Raw genomic sequence first — 21898 nt, forward strand, 5'->3', positions numbered from 1 at the left:
ACACCCGGGGAAATCCGGATGGGCGGTCGGGGTGGTCCCGGGGTCGGATTTCGGTGCTCGTCCCGGATCCGCCTGAGGTGCCCGCGGCGACAGGCTGAAGCATGCCTGCAATCCGGAACAGCGGTGCACTGGCCCTCGGTGGAATCGTCCTCGCGGCGGTGTTCACCGTCATCGGTCATGCCGGGGTCAGCGACCTCGACCCGGTCAGCCTGACCGTCAGTGACTACGCCGTCTCCGACTCCGGCGAGATCATCCACATCGCCATGCTGCTGCTCGCCGCCGCCTCCGCCGTGCTCATCCCGACGCTCGGTCGGCTCAGCCCGCCGGGCGGTCCGCGATCCGTCACCGCCACGCGGCGGGCCGTCGGGCCGAAGGCGGGCAGGGCGTTCGGCACCGCGACGAGCGACGGTGGCCGGGGTCGGGCCGCCGAGTGGCTGTTGGCGGTCTGGGCGGGCGGGCTGCTGGTCTCGGGCCTGGTGCCGACCAACCCGCCGGGTACCGAGATGGACACGGCCGCCTACGTGCACCGGTACGCCTCGGTGGTCGCGTTCCTGGCGCTGCCGATCGCCGGCTGGTTGCTCGCCGCCCGGCTGCCCGCCGGCACCCGTGCCGGGCGCTGGCTGCGCGCCCTGACCGTGACCAGCCTGCTGCTGGCCGTCGCGATGGCCTGGTCCGCCTACCCGGGCGACCGCGCCTACTACGGGCTGATCGAACGAGCCCTCATCGTCGCCGAGGTGGGCCTGCTCACCGTGGTCGCCGCCTACTCCAGCTCGTGGAGCATCAGTTGGCGACCCGCTTCGGTGACGGAGCCGGAGAGGCTGGGGTAGATGGTGATGGTCTGAGCCAGTTCGTTGACGGTGAGGTTGTTCTCCACGGCCAGCGTGATCGGCATGATCAGTTCGCTGGCCTTCGGTGCGACCACCACTCCGCCGATCACCTGGCCGCTGGCCGGTCGGCAGAACAGCTTCACGAAACCGTCCGGGATCTCGTCCATCTTCGCCCGGGCGTTGCCGCCCAGCGGCAGCATCACCTGACGCGCCGGCACCTTGCCGGCGTCCACCTCGTCCTGCGAGACCCCGACCGTGGCCAACTCCGGGTCGGTGAAGACGTTCGCGGAGACGGTACGCAGCCGCAGCGGCCGGACCGCCTCACCGAGCGCGTGCCACATCGCGATCCGGCCCTGCATCGCGGCGACGCTGGCCAGCGGCAGCACCCCGGTGCAGTCGCCGGCCGCGTAGATGCCGGGCACGTTGGTCCGGGAGACCCGGTCCACCGTCACGTAGCCACCCCGGGCCAGCTCGACGCCGTACTCGGCCAGGCCCAGCTCGGCGGTGTTGGGGATCGATCCGACCGCGATCAACGCGTGGGACCCGGAGACCGTCCGACCGTCGGAGAGCTCGACCTCGACAGCGTCGCCGGTGCGCCGGACGCTCTCGGCTCGGGAGTTGTTCAGGATGCTCATGCCCCGGGTCCGGAAGACCCGCTCGATCGCCTGCGCGGCGTCGGCGTCCTCGTGCGGCATCACCCGGTCGCGGCTGGAGACCAGGGTCACCTCGACCCCCATCGCGAGGTACGCGCTGGCGAACTCGGCACCGGTGACACCGGAACCGACCACGATCAGGTGCTCGGGCAGCTCGGGCAGGTCGTAGACCTGTCGCCAGGTCAGGATGCGCTCGCCGTCGGGCAGCGCGGTGGGCAGTTGGCGCGGGGTGGCACCGGTGGCGATCAGCACGGTGGAGGCGTCGACGGCGTACGCGGCCTCCGCACCGTCCGGCGTGACGATCACCCGGTGGGTGTGCCCGAGCGTGTCCTCGCCGAGGCGGGCGTGCCCGGACACGAAGGTGACCCCGGCCTTGACCAGCTTCGCGTGGATGTCGGCGGACTGTGCCAGGGCGAGCCGCTTGACCCGGTCGTTGACCGCCTGGGCGTCGACGGTGACCGCCTCCAGGCCGTCGGAGTGCACCCCGAACACCTCGGTGTCGCGGTAGCCGGTCACCACCTCGGAGCTGGCGATGAAGGTCTTCGACGGCACGCAGTCCGACAGCACGCAGGCGCCGCCGGCGCCCTCGGCCTCCACGACCGTCACGTCGGCGTCCAACTGCGCCGCCACCAGTGCCGCCTCGTAGCCCGCCGGCCCCCCGCCGATGATCACGATCCGGCTCACCACGACCGCCCTTCCTCCATGCTCACAGTGACTTTCTTCTCCCCGACGCGTCCGACACGCACCGTCGTATTCTCCCCCACGCGCCGACCGGGCTATCGTCATCGCCGTGCGTCATTACGCCGCCTACGGCTCGAACCTGGACCCCGCTCGAATGCGCGCCTACTGCCCGCATTCCCCGATGGTGGGCATCGGCTGGTTGGAAGGCTGGCGGCTCACCTTCGCCGGCGAGGACGTCATCGGCTGGGAGGGCGCGGTCAGCACCGTGGTCGAGTCTCCCGGCGACCGGGTGTTCGTGGCGCTCTACGACATCCACCCGTACGACGCGGCTCAGCTGGACGAGATCGAGGGCGTCACCTCCGGCACGTACCGGAAGCTGACCGTCCGCGTCTCGACCCTCGACGGCGACGTGACCGCCTGGGTCTACGTCTTCGACGGTTACGAGGGCGGCCTGCCCACGTCCTGGTATCTCTCCGAGATCGCCAACGCCGCCGAGAAGGCGGGCGCGCCGGACGACTACGTCATCGAGCTGCGGTCCCGACCCACCGGTACCGCCTCGGCGTAGCTCGTCTCCCACCTCCCCAGTCTGCTACCGGGCGTGGTGGCCGCGGGCGGCGACCCCGGGTTGCGGGGAGATCGTCCCAGGATGGGCGGGTCTCAACCCTGCGTGTGGGTCCGCGCAAGGGTCAGCAACTCGACCAGTTCCGCACCGTCGGCCGGGCCGAGCGCCGTGAACGCGGGCGCGACGAGCCGGTCGGTCATCGCCTCGGCCCACAGCCGCCGCCGCACCAACGGTCCGACCGGCGGGTACGGCGGTGGCCAGCCACAGGCCATCGCGCCGCTGGCCCCCTCGGGCCCGGCCAGCACCGCCTCCAGCGGGGTCATCCCGCTGGCGCGTACGGCCACCAGGTGCGCACCGGTGAAATGTTCGCGCAGCAGGCGTAGGCCGGCGGCGGCCCGGGCACCGGTGGTCGCCGCGTCCGACGGCATGGCCCGCCACGCCGCGAACAGTGGCATCGCGCTGGCATCGGCCGCCGCGACGGCCCGTTCCACAAGCACCGCGAGTCGGTCGACGCGGGGCAGGTCACCCAGGACCTCCTCGCCCCACCGGCAACATTCGGCGAGGCTGGCGGTGGCCACCTCGGACGGGCGGACCGCACGGGCGGCGGCGTCCCAGCCGTCGGCCACGGCGTCGGGGGCGATGAAGCCGAGGGCAGCCGCGACTGTCTCGGCCCGTACGTCACCCAGCGCGCCGGCCCGCCCGGTGACGTAGAAGGCCCACCCGGAGATGCCGAGCAGGCGGGCCCGACGCAGCGTGGTGGGGCACCGGGTGTACGCCTCGCCGAGGGCGAGCACCGAGGGTTTGCTCGCCGCCGCGACCTGCTCCGGCGTCATCCCGACCCGCCCGGGAGGGGTCCACCCGAAGGTCCGTACGTGAAGGATCCGCCCGAAGGTCCGTCCATGGGGGACCAGTCTGCCGGTCAACCGTTGGAGTCGGCATCCCCCTCCTCGGCGTCCAACGCCTCCATTGCGGCCTCCACCTCGCCGGCCCGTCGCCGGGCGGTGCTGACCGACCGTTCGGCGGCCCGACGGGCCAGCCGGGACCGGCTGAGTTCCTGCTCGGCGACGGCCCGGCGACGTTCCAGTTCAGCCAGTTCCGCCTCGACGGCGTCCAACGCGGCCACCCCGTCGCGTTCGGCCGCGACCGCGCCGGCCAGGTCCGTCTCGGCCCGTTCCTGGTCGGTACGCGCCCGGTCCAGTTCCTTCTCCAACGCCTTGCGGCGACGGGAGCGTTCGGCGCGGGCGGCCCGCTGTGCCTGTTCGGCCCGTAACGCTCCCCGGTCCGGCGGACGCTGCCGGACCGGGGCGGCGGGCGGCGGTTCCTCGCCGCCGGTCACCAGACGCAACTGTGGCCGGGGCACCTCGCCGAACCCGGCGTAGTGGGCCGGGCGCAGCAGTCTCCCGGAACGCACCTGCTCGGCCACCTCGACGTCGGAGAGCGCGGCGTTGAGTGTCGCTTCGACCTCGGCCAGCGGCAGCTTCCCGCCCGACGGGGCACCCTCGACGCCGGCAGCGAGCCGGCGTACCTCGGCGACCAGCGCGCCGACCACCGCCCGCCGCTGCGCGGACAGCTCGCGCAGGCGCGGGCCGCGCAGCTCGCGCTGGGCCTCCCGCAGCGCTTCGGCCAGCTCCGCCAGCTCGGCCACCAGCTCCGGTCGCTCCAGCGCCAGCAGGTTGACCAACCAGGCGGCGACGGTGGGCCGGCGCAGCCGGGCGATCTCCCGGGCGGTACGCGGGTCACCGGCCCGGCGGGCCTGCGCGGCGGCGTCGTCCCGGGCGGCGACGAACCGGTCCGGCGGCGTGCGGTACAGCTGCTCGACGAGGTCGGATGGGGGGCCGGGCATCGGCTCAGCCGTCGATCCGGCTGCCCGGCTCCAGCCGCTGGTACTCGCTGCCGGACAGCGCCGTGTACTGCCGGTCGAGCACCGCGTAACCGTTGTCGTTGAGCAGGGCGTCGTGCAGCGCGAAGACCCGGCGCGGGGCCACCGCCCGGATGAAGTCGACCACCTCGGAGAACTTCGACCAGGGGGCGTGGATCGGGGCGAAGAGGGTGTCGACCTGGACGTCGTCCGGGACGAACAGCGCGTCGCCCGGGTGGTAGACGACGTCGTTGAGCAGATAACCGAGGTTGTCGATCACGGGGATGTCGGGATGGATCACCGCGTGCCGGCCACCGTGGGCGCGTACCGGGATCCCGGCGGCGGTGAAGGACTCCCCCGGGGTCACCGGGCGCAGCACGTCGGCCGCGTCGCCGAGCGCGCCGGCCAGCGACGCCGGACCGTGGATGACGAAGGGACGCCGCGCCAACTGCCGGTTCACCGCCGCCACGTCGAGGTGATCCGGGTGCTCGTGGGTGATCAGCACCGCGTCGGCTCCGTCCAACGCCACCGCCGGCTCACTGAACATTCCTGGATCGATGACCAGCACTCCCCCGTCGTGCTCGACCCGCAGGCACGAGTGGGCGTACTTGGTGAGCCGCATCGTGATCCCTCCCATATCGATTCGTGACGTCCTGAGCGCAGTCTGCCGGAACCCGTGCGGTGGTGTGTGGCGTCCGAGCCATTGCCTGTTCGGGCAGCAGAGAGGGGAACGGGGATGGGAATGCGAAGAGCCCGCCGGCACGGGACCACGGCGGTGGCGACACTTGCTGCGCTGCTGATGCTCGCCGCCTGCGGAAGTGGCGGCGGAGACGACTCAGGGGCGGCCGGCACCGCGGCCGACGCCGAGGCACCGGCCCGGGAGGGTGCCGCCGTTGCGCCCGGCGAGGCCGCCGCGCCCGGTAACGCCCAGGGCGGTGCCGGCGCGGCGACGGACACCCGGGTCGACAAGCGGTCCATCATCTACACGGGATCGATCCGGGTGCAGGTGAACGATGTGGACGTCGCCGCCCGGGACGCCGTCGCGGCGGCCACCCGGGCCGGCGGCTTCGTCGGCGGGGACCAACGCCGCAGCTCCGACGCCGACGCGGTGGCCGACCTCGAACTGCGGGTGCCAGCGGAGCGGTTCTACGCGGTCGTGGAGGAACTGGCGGGTCTCGGCACCCAGGAGCGCCGGGAGATCGGTACGCAGGACGTCACCGAGGAGACCATCGACCTCGACGCTCGGATCGCCAGCCAGCGGGCCCGGGTGGAGAGTGCGCGACGACTGCTCGCCCAGGCCAACTCGATAAGCGACCTGGTGAGCATCGAGAACGAACTGGCCCGGCGGGAGGCCGACCTCGCCTCGCTGGAGGCGAAGAAGCGGCGGCTGAGCGACCTCACCGCGCTGTCCACCATCACGGTCACCCTGGTGGGGCCCGGCGTCACGACCCCCGAGGAGGAGACCGAGATCGGTTTCCTGGTGGGGCTCAAGGGCGGCTGGCAGGTCTTCCTGTCCTCGATGACCGTCCTGCTCACCGTGCTGGGTGCGATCCTGCCGTGGCTGCTGGTCTTCGGCGTACCGCTGGGGGCGCTGTGGTGGCTGGCCCGCCGTCGCCGCAGGAACCGACCCGGGGTGCCGGCCCTGGTCGCACCGAGCGGCACCCCGCCACCGCCGGGTGTCAGCGCGCCGCCGCCAGTGCCTGGAGCGCGGTCTGCACCATGAGCCGTACGCCCACCGGGATGGCCCGTTCGTCCACGTCGAACGACGCCCGGTGCAGATCGACGTTCGGCCCGGAGCGGCCGACCCCGAGTCGGGCCAGGGCGCCGGGGACGTACTCCAGATACCAGGAGAAGTCCTCGCCGCCCATGCTCTGCGGGGTCTCCGCGATGCCCTCCGGGCCGAGCGCGGCTGCGGTGGCCGCGTTCAGCACCCCGATGGCCCGCGCGTCGTTGCAGACCGGTGGACGACCGCGCAGGTACTCCAGGTCGACGGTGGCCCCGGTGGGTGCGATGACGTCCCGGACCACCTGAGAAACGATCTTCGGGGCCAGCTCCCAGGTGTCGCGGTCCATCACCCGCAGGGTGCCGGAGGCGGACGCCTCGGACGGGATGACGTTGTACCGGGTGCCCGCGGAGGCGTGACCGAAGACGAGCAGCAGTCCACTGTTCGCCGGCACCCGGCGGCTGACCAGTGCCGGGACCTCGGTGATCAGCCGACCGAGCGCGTCCACCAGGTCCACGGTCAGGTGCGGGCGGGCGGTGTGGCCACCCGGGCCGGTGAGCCGGACGGTGACGTTGTCGGCGGCGGCGGTGATCGGGCCGACCCGCAGACCCACCTGACCGACGGGCAGGTTCGGGTCGCAGTGCAACGCGAAGATCTGCACCACGTCGTCGAGGCCGCCGGCCTCGATCACCTCCAGCGAACCGCAGGGCAGGATCTCCTCGGCGGGCTGGAAGATCAGCCGGACCCGGCCGGGCAGTTCGCCCAGGTCGGCCAGCTGCGCGAGCAGCATGCCGACGCCCAACATGACCGTGGTGTGCACGTCGTGGCCGCAGGCGTGACAGACCCCGTCGGCCGTGGAGCGGTACGGCACGTCCTTGACATCGGTCAGCGGCAACGCGTCGATGTCGGCGCGCAGCGCGATCACCGGACCGTCCGGGCGGCCGTCGATGTCGCAGATCACCCCGTTGCCCTTGGGCAGCATTCGCGGCTGCAGCCCGGCCAGGGAGAGTTCCCGGGCGATCAGGGCCGCGGTCTCGAATTCCGCGCCGGACAGCTCCGGGTGCGAGTGGATGTGACGGCGCGTGGCGATCAGGCCCGGTACCCGGAGGGCGAGCAGGTGGTCCAACTCGAAGGGCAAGGGCTGGGAACCGGTCGGCGCATCCGGCCAGGACGGCGCCAGTTGGTGACCGGTCGGCATCGTCAACGCACTCGTCACGTCGAATTCTCTTCGATCACTAGAAATGGATGGATCATCGGGAACAGCAGACAGCGTAGACCCCCGACGGTAACTCTGCGCAACCTCGTTCCGGTGATGATCGGACCGCGCAGCGTCACGTATGCCCTGCTGAGAGCGTCCGTAGGTGAGCGGGACAGCAGGTAGATCGTGGTCATGAGCCCTCATCCGCCCCTCACCTCCTACAACGCGTAATCGTTCGCCGGACACTGAGAATCTTCCCGAAACCATCGTCGCCGTTCCGAATTGTCGCATTAGTCGCGCCGATGAACTGACCGTACGACAATTACCCGACCACCATCGGCAACGATCACCCGTGGACGTTCACACGCAGGGCAGCCGTCCGACCGCACACCGTGTGCGTCCACGTGATCACCGCGAGCGGAGTACCCGGGCAACGCCGGTTCGACACGCTGCGCGACGACTCGGCCATGACGTCCCCGCGACGACTGCCGCACGCCCGGCGACGGCGGACCGTGCGTTGCCGTGACGACCCGACCGGGGTCAGAACCGGTCAGTGGGCTGGTAGCGGCCCCAGACCTCGCGGAGCGCCCCGCACACCTCACCGACGGTGGCCCGCTCGCGCAGCGCCGCCTTCATCGGGTGGAGCACGTTGCCGGTGCCCGAAGCGGTCTCCCGCAACTCGACAAGCGCCCGCTCCACGGCGGCGGAGTCCCGCTCGGCCCGCAGCTTCGCCAGTCGCTCGGCCTGGGCCGCCTCGATCGCCGGATCCACTCGCAGCGGCTCGTACGGCTCCTCGGCGTCGATCGCGAAGCGGTTGAGCCCGACCACCACCCGCTCGCCCGAGTCGATCTCCTGCGCGATCCGGTACGCGGACTGCTCGATCTCCCGCTTCTGGAAGCCGACCTCGATCGCGTCCACCGCCGACCCGTGCTCGAAGACCCGGGCCATCAGCGCGTCGGCCGCCGTCTCGATCTCGGCGGTCATCGCCTCCACCACGTACGAGCCGGCGAACGGGTCGACAGTGGCGGTGAGATCCGTCTCGTACGCCAGCACCTGCTGGGTACGCAGCGCCAACCGGGCCGCCTTCTCGGTGGGCAGCGCGATCGCCTCGTCGAAGCTGTTGGTGTGCAGCGACTGGGTGCCGCCGAGCACCGCGCCGAGCCCCTGCACCGCCACCCGGACCAGGTTCACCTCGGGCTGCTGGGCGGTCAACTGCACGCCCGCGGTCTGGGTGTGGAAGCGCAGCATCATCGACTTCGGGTTCTTCGCCCCGAACTCGTCGCGCATCAGGCGGGCCCAGATCCGCCGGGCCGCCCGGAACTTCGCCACCTCTTCGAGCAGGGTGGTACGCGCGACGAAGAAGAACGACAGCCGGGGGGCGAAGTCGTCCACGGCCAGCCCGGCGGCGATCGCGGCCCGGACGTACTCCACGCCGTTGGCCAGCGTGAACGCGATCTCCTGCACGGGCGAGGCGCCGGCCTCGGCCATGTGGTAGCCGGAGATCGAGATGGTGTTCCACTTCGGCACCTCGCTACGGCAGTAGCCGAAGGTGTCGGCGACCAGCCGCAACGAGGGCTTCGGCGGGAAGATGTACGTCCCCCGGGCGATGTACTCCTTGAGGATGTCGTTCTGGATGGTGCCGTTGAGTGCCGAACCCGGCACGCCGTTCTCCTCGGCGACGAGTTGGTAGAGCAACAGCAGCACCGAGCCGGGCGCGTTGATCGTCATCGAGGTGGAGACCTTGTCCAGGGGGATGCCGTCGAACAGCAGTCGCATGTCCTCGATGGAGTCGATGGCCACGCCGACCTTGCCCACCTCGCCGTGCGCGATCGGGTCGTCGGAGTCGTACCCCATCTGGGTGGGCAGGTCGAAGGCGACCGACAGGCCCATCGTCCCGGCCCGCAACAACTGGTGGTAACGCGCGTTGGACTCGGTGGCGGTACCGAAGCCGGCGTACTGACGCATGGTCCACGGGCGGGAGGTGTACATGGTGGGGTAGACCCCACGGGTGTACGGGAACTCGCCCGGCCCGCCGAGGCGGGAGTCCAGGTCGCCGGGAAGGTCGTCGGCCGTGTAGACGCCCTTGATCGGGAAACCGGACTCGCTTGACCGCCGTTCGCTCATCACCGGATGGTAGGACGGGTGGAACGGGTGGCGGGTGAGGGATACCGCACACCGCGTCGCCTGGCCGCGACAAGGCACGACAAGAGGTGAGTGGCTGCACACGTACCGTCGAGTACTGGAAACGTCCGCCGCGCCGGCTTTCGCATCGGGCGTCTGAACCAGCAAGATAGGGGGGTTGTGTCCCAGCCCTCTCGACTTCCCCCGGTGGCTTTTCTGTGACTCAGATCCCGACGTGGAGCGGCGGACCAGTCAGCACTCCCACCAACGGACGCGCGACACCCGGCACCGTCATCGGTGACCGGTACTCGCTGCGCTCGGCGGTGGGCAACGGTGGCATGGGTACGGTCTGGCGGGCCACGGACACCCTGCTGCGCCGTGACGTGGCGGTCAAGGAGGTCGTCCTCCCGCCCGGCCTGGCGCCGAGCGACCGCGACGCGATGTACGAACGCACCCTGCGCGAGGCCCGCGCCGCCGCCGCCATCGCCCATCCGGCGGTGGTCCAGGTGTACGACGTGGTCACCGAGGCCGGCCGCCCCTGGATCGTGATGGAGCTGCTGGACGCCCGCAGCCTCGCCGACATGGTGATCGAGGACGGGCCGATCGCCCAGCGCGTGGTTGCCAAGATCGGCATTGCGCTGCTCGGCGCGCTCGAGGTGGCGCACGCGATCGGCGTGCTGCACCGCGACGTCAAGCCCGCCAACGTGTTGATCTGCTCCGACGGCCGCTGCGTGCTTACCGACTTCGGTGTCGCCCGGATGCCCACCGACGTGCAGCTCACCACCCCGGGGATGGTGCTGGGCTCACCGCACTTCATCTCGCCAGAGCGGGCCATGGGGCAGGAGTTCGGCCCGCCCAGCGACCTGTTCTCCCTCGGGGTGACGCTCTACACGGCCGTGGAGGGCCGCCCGCCCTTCGACCGGGGCGACCCGATCGAGACCATGCACGCCGTGGTCGAGGATCCGCCCGCCCCGCCACAGCGCAGTGGTCCGCTGACCCGGGTGCTGATGGGTCTGCTGGAGAAGGACCCGGCCCGCCGGCTGGACGTGCACACCGCCCGCGCCATGCTGCGCGAGCTGCTGGCCGGCCCGCTGAGCAGCAGCGCCGCCGGGGTCAACTCGATGACCGACCAGTACTCCGTGATGCCGGTGCCGCTGCCCGCACCGATCAGCGCGCCGGCCGCGCCGGCGAAGCCGGTCCCGTCCGGGCAGATCGGCGGCCGGGCGATGCTTGGCCCCGGCGAGTCGCTGACCGACCGGCTGGCCGCGCTGCGCCGGGGCGAGCGCCCCGGCCAGGCTGCTGCGGCCGGCGCCGCCGCGATGGAGGACACCAGCGCCGACGCCCTGGCCCGTCCCGGGCAGCGGGGTGCCGCGATGTCCCCGCCCGCCGGCCGCACCTACGGTGGCGCCGAGGCGACCCAGCGGGTCGGTGGGGACACGACCCAGCGGGTCGGGCCGGAGATCTTCGGTTACGGCGGGCAGCCCGACGCGACCCAGCGGATCGGCGGCTACGGCGCCGGGCCGGACGCCACCCAGCAGCTCGGCGGCTACGGCGCCCAGCCCGAGGCGACCCAGCGGGTCGGCGGCTACGGCGGTGCCCAGCCCGACGCGACGCAGCAGGTCGGCGCCTACGGTGCCGCGCAGTGGCCGGCCGCGCCGAACCAGCCGTACGGCACGCCGGCAGCCGCTCCGGGCGGCGGCAGCAGCCCGGTCGACCGGGCGAAGGCCGCCGGCACCCGGGTGGTCGACACCGTGAAGGGCTGGCCACGCAAGATGCAGCTGGCGGCGGCCGGTGGCCTCGCGGTGCTGCTGCTGATCGGCATCGTGGCCTTCTCCAGCGGCGGCGACGAGACGCCCACCACCCCGGTCGCGGAGCCGTCCAGCTCCGCGGACGAGGGCCCCGGCCTCGAGATGCAGGAGCACTCGGCACGCGGGGTGCAGGTGCTGGTGCCCAAGGGCTGGAAACGGGCCGCGCCGGCCGGTGGGGTCTACATCGACTACACCGACCCGGAGGACAGCGGTCGTCGGGTACGCATCCTCAACGAGAAGTGGAGCGGCACCTCGGCCCGTTGGGCAGAGGTCGCCGAGAACGGGCTGAAGACCCGCTCGGCCTCCTGCGCCAAGCCGTACACCCAGGTCGCCATGGCCGAGAAAGAGCTGGCCGGTAAGCCCTCGGCCGAGTTCGAGTACACCTGCGGCGAGGGCGACGAGATGCGGCACGGCATCTGGCACGGGGTCGCCCACGACGGCCGGCTCTACTCGTTCTACCTCACCTCGACCGACGCCCGCTTCGAGGAGAGCAAGCCGATCTACGCGGAGATGCTCAAGTCGTTCCAGCTCACGGCGGCCGGCTGAGCCAGGGCACACGCCCGTGGAGATCCGCGCCGTGCTATCAAGAGGCCATGGCGGCGGAGACCACTGACCTCGACACCATCCGCGAGCGGGCCGAACGCTGGCTCGCCGACGACCCGGACCCGGCCGGTCGGGCGGAGCTGCGGGCGGTGCTCGACCAGCTGCCGGGCAGCGCGCCGGAGCTGGCCGACCGGTTCGCCGGGCCGCTGACCTTCGGCACGGCCGGCCTGCGCGGGCCGCTGCGCGCCGGCCCCAACGGGATGAACCTCGCGGTGGTCACCCAGGCCGCCGCCGGGCTGGTCGCCTGGCTCGCCGCCCAGGGCGGCACCGGCCCGCTGGTGATCGGGTACGACGCCCGGCGCGGCTCCCGCGAGTTCGCCGAACGCACCGCCCAGGTGGCCACCGGGGCGGGCCGCCCCGCGCTGCTGCTCCCCCGCCCCCTGCCCACCCCGGTGCTCGCGTACGCGGTGCGTCACCTGTCGGCGGTGGCCGGGGTGATGGTGACCGCCAGCCACAACCCACCGCAGGACAACGGCTACAAGGTGTACCTCGGTGCCGAGTTGGGTGGGGAGCTGGGCGCCGGGGCGCAGATCGTGCCGCCGGCCGACGCCGGCATCGAGGCCGCCATCCGCGCGGTCGGCCCGCTGGCTCAGGTGCCGCTCGGCCCCGCCGGGCAGGTGCTCGGCGACGACCTGGTCGCCGCGTACGTGGCGCGGGCGGTCGGTGTCGTCTCCCCGGGCGGTCCCCGGGAGCTGACCGTGGCGTACACCCCGCTGCACGGTGTCGGTGCGGCGGTGCTCACCGCCGCGTTCGCCGCCGCCGGTTTTCCGACGCCCGGCGTGGTGCCCGACCAGGCCGAGCCCGACCCTGACTTCCCCACCGTCAGCTTCCCGAACCCGGAGGAGCCGGGCGCGGTGGACCGGTTGGTCGCGCTCGCCGAGCGCACCGACGCCGACCTGGCCATCGCCAACGACCCCGACGCCGACCGCTGCGCCGTCGCGGTCCGCGACGCTGCCGGCAAGTCCGACGGTTCGGGTTGGCGGATGCTGCGCGGGGACGAGGTGGGTGTGCTGCTCGCCGATCACCTGATGCGACGCGGGGTCACCGGCCGGTACGCCACCACAATCGTCTCGTCGTCGCTGCTGCGGACGATGTGCGCCGCGCGCGGGCTGCCGTACGGGGAGACGCTCACCGGATTCAAGTGGATCGTCCGGGCCGGTGACGGCAGTGAACCACTGGTCTTCGGTTACGAGGAGGCGCTCGGCTACTGCGTCGCCCCGGAGCACGTACGCGACAAGGACGGCATCACCGCCGCGCTGACGGTGGCCGAGCTGGCCGCCGGCCTCAAGGCGCAGGGGCGCACGCTCGTCGACCGCCTCGACGAGTTGGCCGCCGAGTTCGGCGTGCACCAGACCGACCAGCTCTCGGTACGCGTCGACGACCTGCGCCTGATCGCCGACGCGATGGCCCGGATCCGCGCCGCCACCCCGACCACCCTGCTCGGTCAGCCGGTCACCGAGACGCAGGACCTGCTTCCCGACGCCGACGTGGTGATCCTGCGTACCGCAGCGGCCCGGGTGGTGATCCGCCCCTCCGGCACCGAACCAAAGCTCAAGGCGTACCTGGAAGTGGTGGAACCCCCCACCAACGGCGACATAGCCGCGGCCCGTACCCGCGCGACCGCCGCCATCACCACCCTCCGCACCGAAATCGCCCACGCCCTCGGCATCCCACCCGGTTGATCATGAGGTTAGCGGCGAAGTTGATCCAGGAGTGCCGCCAGACCTCATGATCAACGCGATTCGGGCGGGCGGCGGGGGCCGAGGGCGTGCTCGACGGCGCGGCCGAGGGCAGCCACCACCAGGGCCACCGACGGGCGGATCACGCTGTCCTCCAGGTTGACCTCGCCGGAGAAGCCGGCGCCGCTGGCGATCTCCTCCAGCCGGCGTCGGGCGGCGTCGGCGTCCTCGCCGGTGACCCCGAGTGCGGACTCCATCCGCAGCACGGCGACCAGGGTCGCGAGTGCGGCGGTCCGCTCGTCCGGCGCGGCGCCGGTGAGCACCACGGCGAGCCGCTGCCGGGTCTCCTCCTCCACCGACGGGTCCACCACCGGGTAGCGGTGGACGTGGATGAAGCCCAACTCGGTCTCGTCGACGTCCCGGACGACGCCCTGCTCGCAGAGGTCGCCGAGGATCCGGTCGCGCAGGCCGTGCCGGAGCCGCTGCACCCAGGAGGAGGGGCTGTGCGGCGTGTCGGCCACGATCTTGGCCAGCACCGCGTCGGTGACCGGTTCGCCGGTCGGCGTCGGGTCCACCGCGGTCAAGGCGCCGTCGGTGTACGCGATCCGCCCGGCCAGGGCCAGTTCGATGAGAACGGCGGCGGCCATGCCCAGGTCGAGGCTGATCCGCGGCAGGGTCGCCTTACCCGTTTCGTCGTCGTAGGCGAGCAGGAGCAGTTCCTCGGCGAGTGGCACACCAGTCATGGCCCGAGACGCTAGCCGCTGAACGCCACCGCCCGCAGCACAAACCGCCGCCGGGGTCAGCGGCCGTCGTCCTGCTCAGAAGCGGGGCATGCCGCCGAACTGCCGGTCACCGGCGTCGCCGAGGCCCGGCACGATGAACATGCTGTCGTTGAGGCCGTCGTCGATGGCGGCGGTGACCAGGCGCAGCGGCAGTCCGGAGCGCTCCAACCGCTGGATGCCGGCCGGCGCGGCGAGCACACAGAGCACGGTGATGTCGGTGCAGCCCCGCTCGGCCAGCAGTCGACAGCAGTGCTCCAGGGAGCCGCCGGTGGCCAGCATCGGGTCGAGGACCAGCACGGGCAGGCCGGCGAGGTCCCGGGGCAGCGACTCCATGTAGGCGCGCGGCTCGAAGGTCTCCTCGTCGCGGGCCAGGCCGACGAAGCCCATCGAGGACTCGGGCAGCAGCCCCAGCGCGGCGTCGGCCATGCCGAGACCCGCCCGCAGCACCGGCACCAGCAGCGGCGGGTTGGCCAGCCGGGTGCCCTGGGTGGCGGTCACCGGCGTCTGCACCGGGTACGTCTCCACCGGGAAGGAGCGGGCGGCCTCGTACACCAGCATTGTGGTGAGTTCGTGCAGCGCCGCCCGGAATGTCGAGGAATCGGTGCGCTCGTCCCGCATGGCGGTCAGCCGGGACTGGGCGAGCGGGTGGTCAATGACGAGTACGTCCACGATCGCTCAACCTACCCGCCCGGAATGTCGGCGCGCGGGCCCCGGCCGCGACCAGCGACTTCGCTCACCCGTGCGCGCTCGTCGACCGCGGTGACCAAGATCACTCGGTGTCAACCTGCGTAGACTTCGAGACATGACGGCGACAGCGACGTCGGCCCGCTCGGACCTCTCCGAGTTGGGACGATCCGAGACCGCTCTGCGGACCTTTCTGCACGGCCTACCGGGCGTGGACCAGGTCGGCGCGGAGCAGCGGGCAGCCCAACTCGGCACCCGATCCATCAAGACCACCGCCAAGGCCGAGGCGATCGACCTCGCCATCCGGATGGTCGACCTGACCACGCTGGAGGGCGCGGACACCCCGGGCAAGGTACGGGCGCTCGCCGCGAAGGCGCTGCGGCCCGATCCGGCCGACCCGTCCTGCCCGCACGTCGGCGCGGTCTGCGTCTACCCCTCGATGGTCCCGTACGTGGCCGAGGTGCTGCGCGGATCCGGGGTGCACCTGGCCAGCGTGGCCACGTCCTTCCCGTCGGGTCAGGCGCCGCTGGAGATCAAGCTCGCCGACACCCGCGCCGCCGTCGAGGCGGGCGCCGACGAGATCGACATGGTGATCAACCGGGGCGCCTTCCTGGCCGGCCGCTACGCCGAGGTGTACGACGAGATCGTCGCCACCAAGGAAGCCTGCGGCAGTGCTGATGCCGGTCGCCAAGGGCGACCGCGAGCCCACCTCAAGGTGATCCTGGAGACCGGCGAGCTGGCCACCTACGACAACGTGCGCCGCGCCTCCTGGCTGGCGATGCTCGCGGGCGCCGACTTCATCAAGACCTCCACCGGCAAGGTTCCCGTCGCCGCCACCCTGCCGGTGACCCTGGTGATGCTGGAGGCGGTACGCGACTTCCGGGCCGCCACCGGGCGGCAGGTAGGCGTGAAGCCGGCCGGCGGCATCAAGACCACCAAGGACGCGATCAAGTACCTGGTCATGGTCAACGAGACCGTCGGCCCGGACTGGCTGCACCCGGACTGGTTCCGCTTCGGCGCGTCCAGCCTCCTCAACGACCTGCTGATGCAGCGCACCAAGCTGACGACCGGCGTGTACGCCGGCCCCGACTACTTCACCCTGGACTGACCGCGATGTTCGAATACGCACCCGCCCCCGAGTCACGCTCGGTGGTAGACCTCAAGCCCTCGTACGGGCTCTTCATCGACGGTAAGTTCGTCGACCCGGCCGACGGCGGCAGCTTCAAGTCGATCAACCCGGCCTCCGAGGAGGTGCTGGCCGAGATCGCCGAGGGCGGCGCACAGGACGTGGACCGGGCGGTCCGGGCGGCCCGCAAGGCGTACGACAAGGTCTGGGGTCCGATGCCGGGCCGGGACCGGGCCAAGTACCTGTTCCGGATCGCCCGCATCATCCAGGAACGCTCGCGTGAGCTGGCCGTGCTGGAGTCACTTGACAACGGCAAGCCGATCAAGGAGTCCCGCGACGTCGACCTCCCGCTGGTCGCCGCCCACTTCTTCTACTACGCCGGCTGGGCCGACAAGCTGGAGTACGCCGGGTTCGGCCGGAGGCCGACGAGCCAGCACAGCGGTGCGTATCCTCAGCCGCTCGGCGTGGCGGCGCAGGTCATCCCGTGGAACTTCCCGCTGCTGATGCTGGCCTGGAAGATCGCCCCCGCCCTCGCGGCGGGCAACACCGTGGTGTTGAAGCCGGCCGAAACCACCCCGCTGACCGCGTTGCTGTTCGCCGAGATCTGCCAGCAGGCCGACCTGCCGGCCGGTGTGGTCAACATCGTCACCGGCGCCGGCGAGACCGGCCGGGCGCTGGTCGAGCACGCCGACGTGGACAAGGTCGCCTTCACCGGCTCCACCGACGTCGGCCGGGCCATCGCCCGCGCGGTCGCCGGCAGCCGCAAGAAGCTCACCCTGGAACTCGGCGGCAAGGCCGCCAACATCGTCTTCGACGACGCCCCGGTCGACCAGGCGGTCGAGGGCATCGTCAACGGCATCTTCTTCAACCAGGGGCACGTCTGCTGCGCCGGCTCCCGGCTGCTGGTTCAGGAATCCGTCGCCGAGCAGGTGCTGGAGTCACTCAAGCGGCGGATGGCCCAACTGCGCCTCGGTGACCCGCTGGACAAGAACACCGACATCGGTGCCATCAACTCCGCCGCCCAGCTCTCCCGCATCCGGGAGCTGACCGAAGCCGGCGCCGCCGAGGGCGCGCAGCAGTGGTCGCCACCCTGCGAGCTGCCCGAGCGGGGCTTCTGGTTCGCGCCGACCATCTTCACCGGGGTCACCCAGGCACACCGGATCGCCCGCGAGGAGATCTTCGGCCCGGTGCTGTCCGTACTCACCTTCCGCACCCCGGCCGAGGCCGTGGAGAAGGCAAACAACACGCCGTACGGGTTGTCGGCCGGGATCTGGACCGAGAAGGGTTCCCGGATCCTGTGGACGGCCGACCGGCTGCGCGCCGGCGTGGTGTGGGCCAACACGTTCAACAAGTTCGACCCGACCTCGCCGTTCGGCGGCTACAAGGAGTCGGGCTACGGTCGCGAGGGCGGCCGGCACGGGCTGGAGGCGTACCTCAATGTCTGAGCGGGTCGCGGTACGCAAGACGTACAAGCTCTTCATCGGCGGGAAGTTCCCGCGTAGCGAGTCGGGACGGTCGTATCTCGTGCAGGACTCCAACGTGTCGCTGGCCTCCCGCAAGGACGCGCGGGACGCCGTGGTGGCCGCCCGCGCCGCCGGAAAGGGGTGGGCCGGGGCGACCGCGTACAACCGGGGTCAGATCCTCTACCGGGTCGCCGAGATGCTGGAGGGCCGACGCGAGCAGTTCGTCGCGCTCGGCGTGCCCGCCGACGAGGTGGACGCGGCGACCGACCGCTGGGTCTGGTACGCCGGCTGGTCCGACAAGCTTCCGCAGGTGTACGGGGGCGCGAACCCGGTCGCCGGGCCGTACTTCAACCTGTCGGCGCCCGAGCCGACGGGTGTGGTGGCGGTGGTCGCCCCCGAGACACCGGCCCTGCTCGGGCTGGTCAGCGTGATCGCCCCGGCGATCGTCACCGGCAACACGGTGGTGGTGGCCGCCTCACCGACGGCGCCACTGGCCGCGGTGACCCTTGCCGAGGTGCTGGCCACCTCCGACCTGCCGGGCGGCGTGGTCAACATCCTCACCGGCCGGCTGTCGGAGACCGTACCCACGCTGGCCGCGCACATGGACGTCAACGCCATCGACCTGACCGGCGTGACCGACCCGGAGCTGGCCGCCGACCTGGAGGTCAAGGCCGCGGAGAACCTCAAGCGGGTGCTGCGGCCGGTAGCGGCAGGTCACGACTGGTCGGCGGATCCCGGGCTCGGCCGGATGACGGCCCTGCTGGAAACGAAGACCGTCTGGCACCCCAAGGGGGTCTGACTCTCCCTGCTCTCGGGATTTCCGGGGAGCCTTGGCTTGAGTGGGTTCCGGGGAGCCTTCGCTTGAGTGGGTTCCGGGGAGCCCCGCTTGGGTGGGGTTTCCTTCCGGGGGGCCTCCGCTCCTGGGGTTTCCGGGGAGCCCCACCCGCTCCGGGCGGTCAGGCTTGATCCCTGCGCGGGCGGGGCTCCCCGGAAACCCGGACCTGGGCGCGGCAGTCCGTGGGTCACGGCTTACGGGGGGCTGCCCAGCGTCGGTTGCCCGGCCTGCCGTCTCCCGCTCGGTCGTCTCCCCCCGCTCCGTCGTCTCCCCGGCCTGCCGGCTCCCCTCTCGCCCCTTCCCCTTCCGCCCTCTGTCGCCTGTCGCCCTGGGTGCTCGCTCAAGATCCGGACAACTTCTCGGAAACTGCTGGGTCGAGTGGTGACGAAGCCGCACTATCCCCGAAGTTGTCGCGGCGGAGGTGGGGGTGGGTGCGGGGGTGGGTGGGGTGGGCGGGGTGCGGGGTGGGGTGGGACGTCCGGGGTGGGGGTGGGTCTACTACGGGGGGTAGGATTGCGGGGTGACTCGGCTGGGGGATCTTGAGCGTGCGGTGATGGACGTGCTGTGGGACACGGTTCCCGCCACGTCCGATGGGGTCACCGTGCGCGAGGTGGCCGAGGCCCTGGACGGACGCGAGTTGGCGTACACCACGGTGATGACCGTGCTGGACCGGCTGGCCGGCAAGGGCATGGTGCAGCGCGAGCGGGAAGGGCGGGCGTGGCGTTACCGCGCCGCGGCCAGCCGTGAGGCGTACATCGCCCAGCTCATGCTCGATGCGCTCGATTTGGGCGGCAGCCGGGACGCGGCGCTGGTCCGATTCGCCCGCTCGGTGACCGGCACCGAGGCCGACGTGCTGCGCGCCGCGCTCTCGGCGCAGGCCGGGTTGGCATCCGACACACCTGGGCAGGCGGCGGAGAGCCCGGACCGTGGGCTGACCGACCGGGTCGAGTCGTCAGCAGACCGGGCGTCGCGCGCCGGCCTGGCCGACGAGGCCGCGGAGCGGTAGGGCGAGGCCGTGGCGCACACCCTGCACTTCGCCGCCTCGATGGTGGCGTGCTGGCTGCTCGCCCAGGTGCTGGCCCGCTCCACCTGGACGTGGCGCAGCCCTCGGGTGGCGATCCTGTGCTGGCAGGCGATCGGTCTGGGGGTCGGTCTTTCCGCGATGGGGCTGCCGATCGCGCTGGGTCTCGCCCCGTACCAGCGGGGCACCGGCAGTGCACTGCTGGCGCTCGCTGACGACCTTTGGCACGGCACCCTGCCGGCCGGTCTCGGTGCCGTGCACCTGGGGCTGGTCGGCGTCGGTCTCGGCATCGGGGCGGTGCTGCTGACCACCACGGTACGCAGCATCCACGGCGCGGTACGCGCTCAGCGTCGGCACCGGGATCTGCTCACCCTGGTCGCCCGACGGGATCCGACCGTGCCGGGCGCGCTGGTGCTCGACCATCCGGGTGCGGCGGCGTACTGCCTTCCGGGGGTGAAGCCCCGGGTGGTGGTCAGCGCCGGCACCCTCAGCCTGCTCGACCGGGCCGAGTTGGCGGCGGTGCTGACCCACGAGCGGGCGCACGCGCAGGAGCGGCACGATCTGGTGCTGCTGCCGTTCACCGCGCTCTGTCGGGCGCTGCCCTGGTTCCGCTGGGTCCGGGAGGCACACGAGCGGGTTTCGCTGCTGGTCGAGATGCGCGCCGACGACAAGGCCCGTGAGCTGCACGCCGAGGCCCCGCTGGCCGGTGCGCTGCGCCGGTTCGCCGCCGCCGGGAATCGGATCACGCCGGCCGGCGCGCTCGGCATGGGCGACCGGGATCTGGACGTACGGGTGCAGCGGCTGCTGGTCACCGCACGCCCGCCTCGGCTGCTCGGTGCCATTGCGCTGTCCGTGACCACGACCGTGGCCGCCCTGCCCGTCTCACTCTTCCTCAGCTGACGGACCCTGAACTAACCCTGATGATGTCGGCCCGACTCGCACTGCGGACCTATATGTAGCGTCGCTACGTGTAGTCTCCCTATCCGCAACGACCCCGCCCCGGGAGAGCCGACATGGACACCCTGCTCCTCGCCCGCCTACAGTTCGCCACGACCGCCTCGATCCACTTCCTCTTCGTGGCTGTCACGCTCGGGCTGGTCACCCTGCTGGTCGGGATGCAGACCGCCTGGGTGCTGACCGGCAACCATCGCTGGGAGCGACTGACCCGATTCTGGGGCCAGCTCTACGTGATCAACTACGTGCTCGGCATCGCCACCGGCATCGTGATGGAGTTCCAGTTCGGGCTGAACTGGAGCGGGCTGTCGCGCTACGCCGGCAACGTCTTCGGCGCGCCGCTGGCGATCGAGACCCTGGTCGCCTTCTTCCTGGAGTCGACCTTCCTCGGCATGTGGATCTTCGGCTGGCACCGGCTACGTCGCGGCGCGCACCTCGCACTGCTCTACGGGGTCGCAATCACCGCGTACGCCTCGGCCTTCTGGATCATGGTGGCCAACTCCTGGTTGCAGAACCCGGTCGGCTACGAGGTACGCGACGGTGTCGCCCACCTGACCGACTTCGCGGCGCTGCTGACCAATCCGGCCCTGTGGATGGCGCTCGGGCACGTGGTGTCGGCGGCGCTGCTCACCGGTGGCCTGCTGATGGCGGCGGTCAGCGCCTGGCACCTCAATCGGCGTACCACCGACCATGCGCTGTTCCGCACCTCGCTGCGGATCGGCCTGGTCACCGCCGCGCTGGCGATCACCCTCGTGCAGGGGTTCGGCTTCGCCCAGTTCGGGCCGGTGGGCGGCGTTCAACCCACCAAGTTCGGGGGCAACCCCGAAGCCGACGCGCTGATCGCCGACTGGACCGCCAGATTCGGCCCCGGCGACTACCTGCCTCCCACGCTGTCCAACGTCGGGCTCGGCTTCATGATCCTCATCGGTTTCGCCCTCGGCCTGCTCTGGCTGCTCGTCCCGCTGCTCTGGCGGGACTGGATCATCCGCCTCCGGTTCCCGCTCTGGCTGATCATGCTCACCCTGCCCCTGCCGTTCGTGGCGCTGATCCTCGGCTGGATCGCCCGCGAGGTCGGCCGCCACCCCTGGGTGGCGTACGGGCTGTTGCCGGTGGACCAGGCGGTCTCGCCGATCAGTCCGTGGTTGATGGCGACCTCGCTGATCGGCTTCACCCTGCTGCTCGGCACGCTCGCCGTCACCAACTGGACGCTGCTCGCCCGGCACGCCGCCCGGGGTGCCGCCGACCCCGCTCTCGGCCGCCCGCCGGCCCAACCGCCGGCCGACGACCCCCGCCCCGAACCCGCGTTCGCCTGAGGAGCCG

Annotated in this window: 19 protein-coding genes; 11 read left to right on the forward strand and 8 right to left on the reverse strand. The window is 71.8% G+C overall.

Annotated features, from left to right (window positions below; translation table 11 throughout):
• Window positions 1-101 precede the first annotated feature (101 nt).
• Window positions 102-827, forward strand: coding sequence for a DUF998 domain-containing protein (locus tag Vse01_RS07155; protein ID WP_093406230.1), 726 nt, complete (start codon window positions 102-104; stop codon window positions 825-827).
• Here the strand turns inward: Vse01_RS07155 and Vse01_RS07160 are convergent.
• Window positions 761-2164: an NAD(P)H-quinone dehydrogenase gene (locus tag Vse01_RS07160; protein ID WP_093406644.1), complete on the reverse strand. Its 1404-nt coding sequence runs from the start codon at window positions 2162-2164 to the stop codon at window positions 761-763. The two genes, Vse01_RS07155 and Vse01_RS07160, sit on opposite strands and share 67 nt — an antisense overlap.
• Window positions 2165-2270: 106 nt before the next feature.
• Between Vse01_RS07160 and Vse01_RS07165 the strand changes: the two genes are divergently transcribed.
• The gene (locus Vse01_RS07165; protein WP_093406228.1) at window positions 2271-2726 is read left to right on the forward strand and encodes a gamma-glutamylcyclotransferase; all 456 of its coding nucleotides are present in this window, start codon (window positions 2271-2273) and stop codon (window positions 2724-2726) included.
• 92 nt (window positions 2727-2818) lie between these two features.
• Here Vse01_RS07165 and Vse01_RS07170 read toward each other — a convergent pair whose 3' ends face one another.
• From Vse01_RS07170 to Vse01_RS07180, 3 genes are all read right to left on the reverse strand, one after another.
• Entirely contained in the window at window positions 2819-3556 is a 738-nt protein-coding gene (locus Vse01_RS07170; protein WP_093406225.1) for an SCO6745 family protein, read from the reverse strand.
• 86 nt (window positions 3557-3642) lie between these two features.
• Window positions 3643-4566 (reverse strand): hypothetical protein, encoded by a 924-nt coding sequence (locus Vse01_RS07175; RefSeq protein WP_093406223.1) that lies wholly within the window; start codon window positions 4564-4566, stop codon window positions 3643-3645.
• 4 nt (window positions 4567-4570) lie between these two features.
• Window positions 4571-5203 (reverse strand): MBL fold metallo-hydrolase, encoded by a 633-nt coding sequence (locus Vse01_RS07180; RefSeq protein WP_093406642.1) that lies wholly within the window; start codon window positions 5201-5203, stop codon window positions 4571-4573.
• 114 nt (window positions 5204-5317) lie between these two features.
• On the opposite strand from Vse01_RS07180, the gene Vse01_RS07185 reads away from it, so the two are divergent.
• A complete protein-coding gene (locus tag Vse01_RS07185; protein WP_093406221.1) occupies window positions 5318-6304 on the forward strand; it encodes a DUF4349 domain-containing protein in 987 nt (328 codons plus the stop codon).
• Here the strand turns inward: Vse01_RS07185 and Vse01_RS07190 are convergent.
• Complete coding sequence (locus tag Vse01_RS07190; protein WP_093406218.1) at window positions 6261-7520, reverse strand: amidohydrolase; 1260 nt, start codon at window positions 7518-7520, stop codon at window positions 6261-6263. The two genes, Vse01_RS07185 and Vse01_RS07190, sit on opposite strands and share 44 nt — an antisense overlap.
• Before the next feature lie 522 nt (window positions 7521-8042).
• Window positions 8043-9626, reverse strand: coding sequence for an acyl-CoA mutase large subunit family protein (locus Vse01_RS07195; protein WP_093406216.1), 1584 nt, complete (start codon window positions 9624-9626; stop codon window positions 8043-8045).
• 215 nt (window positions 9627-9841) lie between these two features.
• Between Vse01_RS07195 and Vse01_RS07200 the strand changes: the two genes are divergently transcribed.
• Entirely contained in the window at window positions 9842-11977 is a 2136-nt protein-coding gene (locus Vse01_RS07200; protein ID WP_093406213.1) for a serine/threonine-protein kinase, read from the forward strand.
• Between the two features lie 47 nt (window positions 11978-12024).
• A complete protein-coding gene (locus Vse01_RS07205) occupies window positions 12025-13716 on the forward strand; it encodes a phospho-sugar mutase (protein WP_093406210.1) in 1692 nt (563 codons plus the stop codon).
• 50 nt (window positions 13717-13766) lie between these two features.
• Here Vse01_RS07205 and Vse01_RS07210 read toward each other — a convergent pair whose 3' ends face one another.
• Together Vse01_RS07210 and upp are read right to left on the reverse strand one after the other, a co-directional pair.
• Window positions 13767-14456: a GOLPH3/VPS74 family protein gene (locus Vse01_RS07210; RefSeq protein WP_093406206.1), complete on the reverse strand. Its 690-nt coding sequence runs from the start codon at window positions 14454-14456 to the stop codon at window positions 13767-13769.
• A gap of 75 nt (window positions 14457-14531) precedes the next feature.
• Window positions 14532-15164, reverse strand: a complete 633-nt coding sequence (gene upp / locus Vse01_RS07215; protein WP_093406203.1) for a uracil phosphoribosyltransferase — start codon at window positions 15162-15164, stop codon at window positions 14532-14534.
• Window positions 15165-15297: 133 nt separating this feature from the next.
• Here upp and deoC point away from each other — a divergent pair, with 133 nt between their 5' ends.
• The 6 genes from deoC (at window position 15298) to Vse01_RS07245 (ending at window position 21891) form a co-directional block, all read left to right on the forward strand.
• Entirely contained in the window at window positions 15298-16287 is a 990-nt protein-coding gene (gene deoC, locus Vse01_RS07220; protein ID WP_093406201.1) for a deoxyribose-phosphate aldolase, read from the forward strand.
• Between the two features lie 5 nt (window positions 16288-16292).
• A complete protein-coding gene (locus tag Vse01_RS07225) occupies window positions 16293-17750 on the forward strand; it encodes an aldehyde dehydrogenase family protein (protein WP_093406198.1) in 1458 nt (485 codons plus the stop codon).
• Window positions 17743-18567, forward strand: a complete 825-nt coding sequence (locus tag Vse01_RS07230; protein ID WP_093406195.1) for an aldehyde dehydrogenase family protein — start codon at window positions 17743-17745, stop codon at window positions 18565-18567. Before Vse01_RS07225 ends, Vse01_RS07230 begins: the two co-directional genes overlap by 8 nt.
• A gap of 556 nt (window positions 18568-19123) precedes the next feature.
• Window positions 19124-19609: a BlaI/MecI/CopY family transcriptional regulator gene (locus Vse01_RS07235; RefSeq protein WP_093406193.1), complete on the forward strand. Its 486-nt coding sequence runs from the start codon at window positions 19124-19126 to the stop codon at window positions 19607-19609.
• A 9-nt stretch (window positions 19610-19618) separates the two neighbouring features.
• On the forward strand, window positions 19619-20524 hold the full coding sequence (locus Vse01_RS07240; RefSeq protein WP_093406191.1) for a M56 family metallopeptidase: 906 nt from the start codon (window positions 19619-19621) through the stop codon (window positions 20522-20524).
• 113 nt (window positions 20525-20637) lie between these two features.
• Window positions 20638-21891, forward strand: a complete 1254-nt coding sequence (locus tag Vse01_RS07245; protein ID WP_093406189.1) for a cytochrome ubiquinol oxidase subunit I — start codon at window positions 20638-20640, stop codon at window positions 21889-21891.
• The last annotated feature ends 7 nt before the right edge of the window (window positions 21892-21898 follow it).

The organism is Micromonospora sediminimaris (assembly GCF_016863575.1).
Classification (GTDB): domain Bacteria; phylum Actinomycetota; class Actinomycetes; order Mycobacteriales; family Micromonosporaceae; genus Micromonospora; species Micromonospora sediminimaris.

Bases quoted from the DNA above. Each gene is read 5' to 3' on its own strand.
- Vse01_RS07155 (WP_093406230.1), top strand. From the start codon at position 102: ATGCCTGCAATCCGGAACAGCGGTGCACTGGCCCTCGGTGGAATCGTC.
- Vse01_RS07170 (WP_093406225.1), bottom strand. From the start codon at position 3,556: ATGACGCCGGAGCAGGTCGCGGCGGCGAGCAAACCCTCGGTGCTCGCC.
- Vse01_RS07175 (WP_093406223.1), bottom strand. From the start codon at position 4,566: ATGCCCGGCCCCCCATCCGACCTCGTCGAGCAGCTGTACCGCACGCCG.
- Vse01_RS07180 (WP_093406642.1), bottom strand. From the start codon at position 5,203: ATGCGGCTCACCAAGTACGCCCACTCGTGCCTGCGGGTCGAGCACGAC.
- Vse01_RS07185 (WP_093406221.1), top strand. From the start codon at position 5,318: ATGGGAATGCGAAGAGCCCGCCGGCACGGGACCACGGCGGTGGCGACA.
- Vse01_RS07195 (WP_093406216.1), bottom strand. From the start codon at position 9,626: ATGAGCGAACGGCGGTCAAGCGAGTCCGGTTTCCCGATCAAGGGCGTC.
- Vse01_RS07205 (WP_093406210.1), top strand. From the start codon at position 12,025: ATGGCGGCGGAGACCACTGACCTCGACACCATCCGCGAGCGGGCCGAA.
- Vse01_RS07210 (WP_093406206.1), bottom strand. From the start codon at position 14,456: ATGACTGGTGTGCCACTCGCCGAGGAACTGCTCCTGCTCGCCTACGAC.
- deoC (WP_093406201.1), top strand. From the start codon at position 15,298: ATGACGGCGACAGCGACGTCGGCCCGCTCGGACCTCTCCGAGTTGGGA.
- Vse01_RS07225 (WP_093406198.1), top strand. From the start codon at position 16,293: ATGTTCGAATACGCACCCGCCCCCGAGTCACGCTCGGTGGTAGACCTC.
- Vse01_RS07230 (WP_093406195.1), top strand. From the start codon at position 17,743: ATGTCTGAGCGGGTCGCGGTACGCAAGACGTACAAGCTCTTCATCGGC.
- Vse01_RS07245 (WP_093406189.1), top strand. From the start codon at position 20,638: ATGGACACCCTGCTCCTCGCCCGCCTACAGTTCGCCACGACCGCCTCG.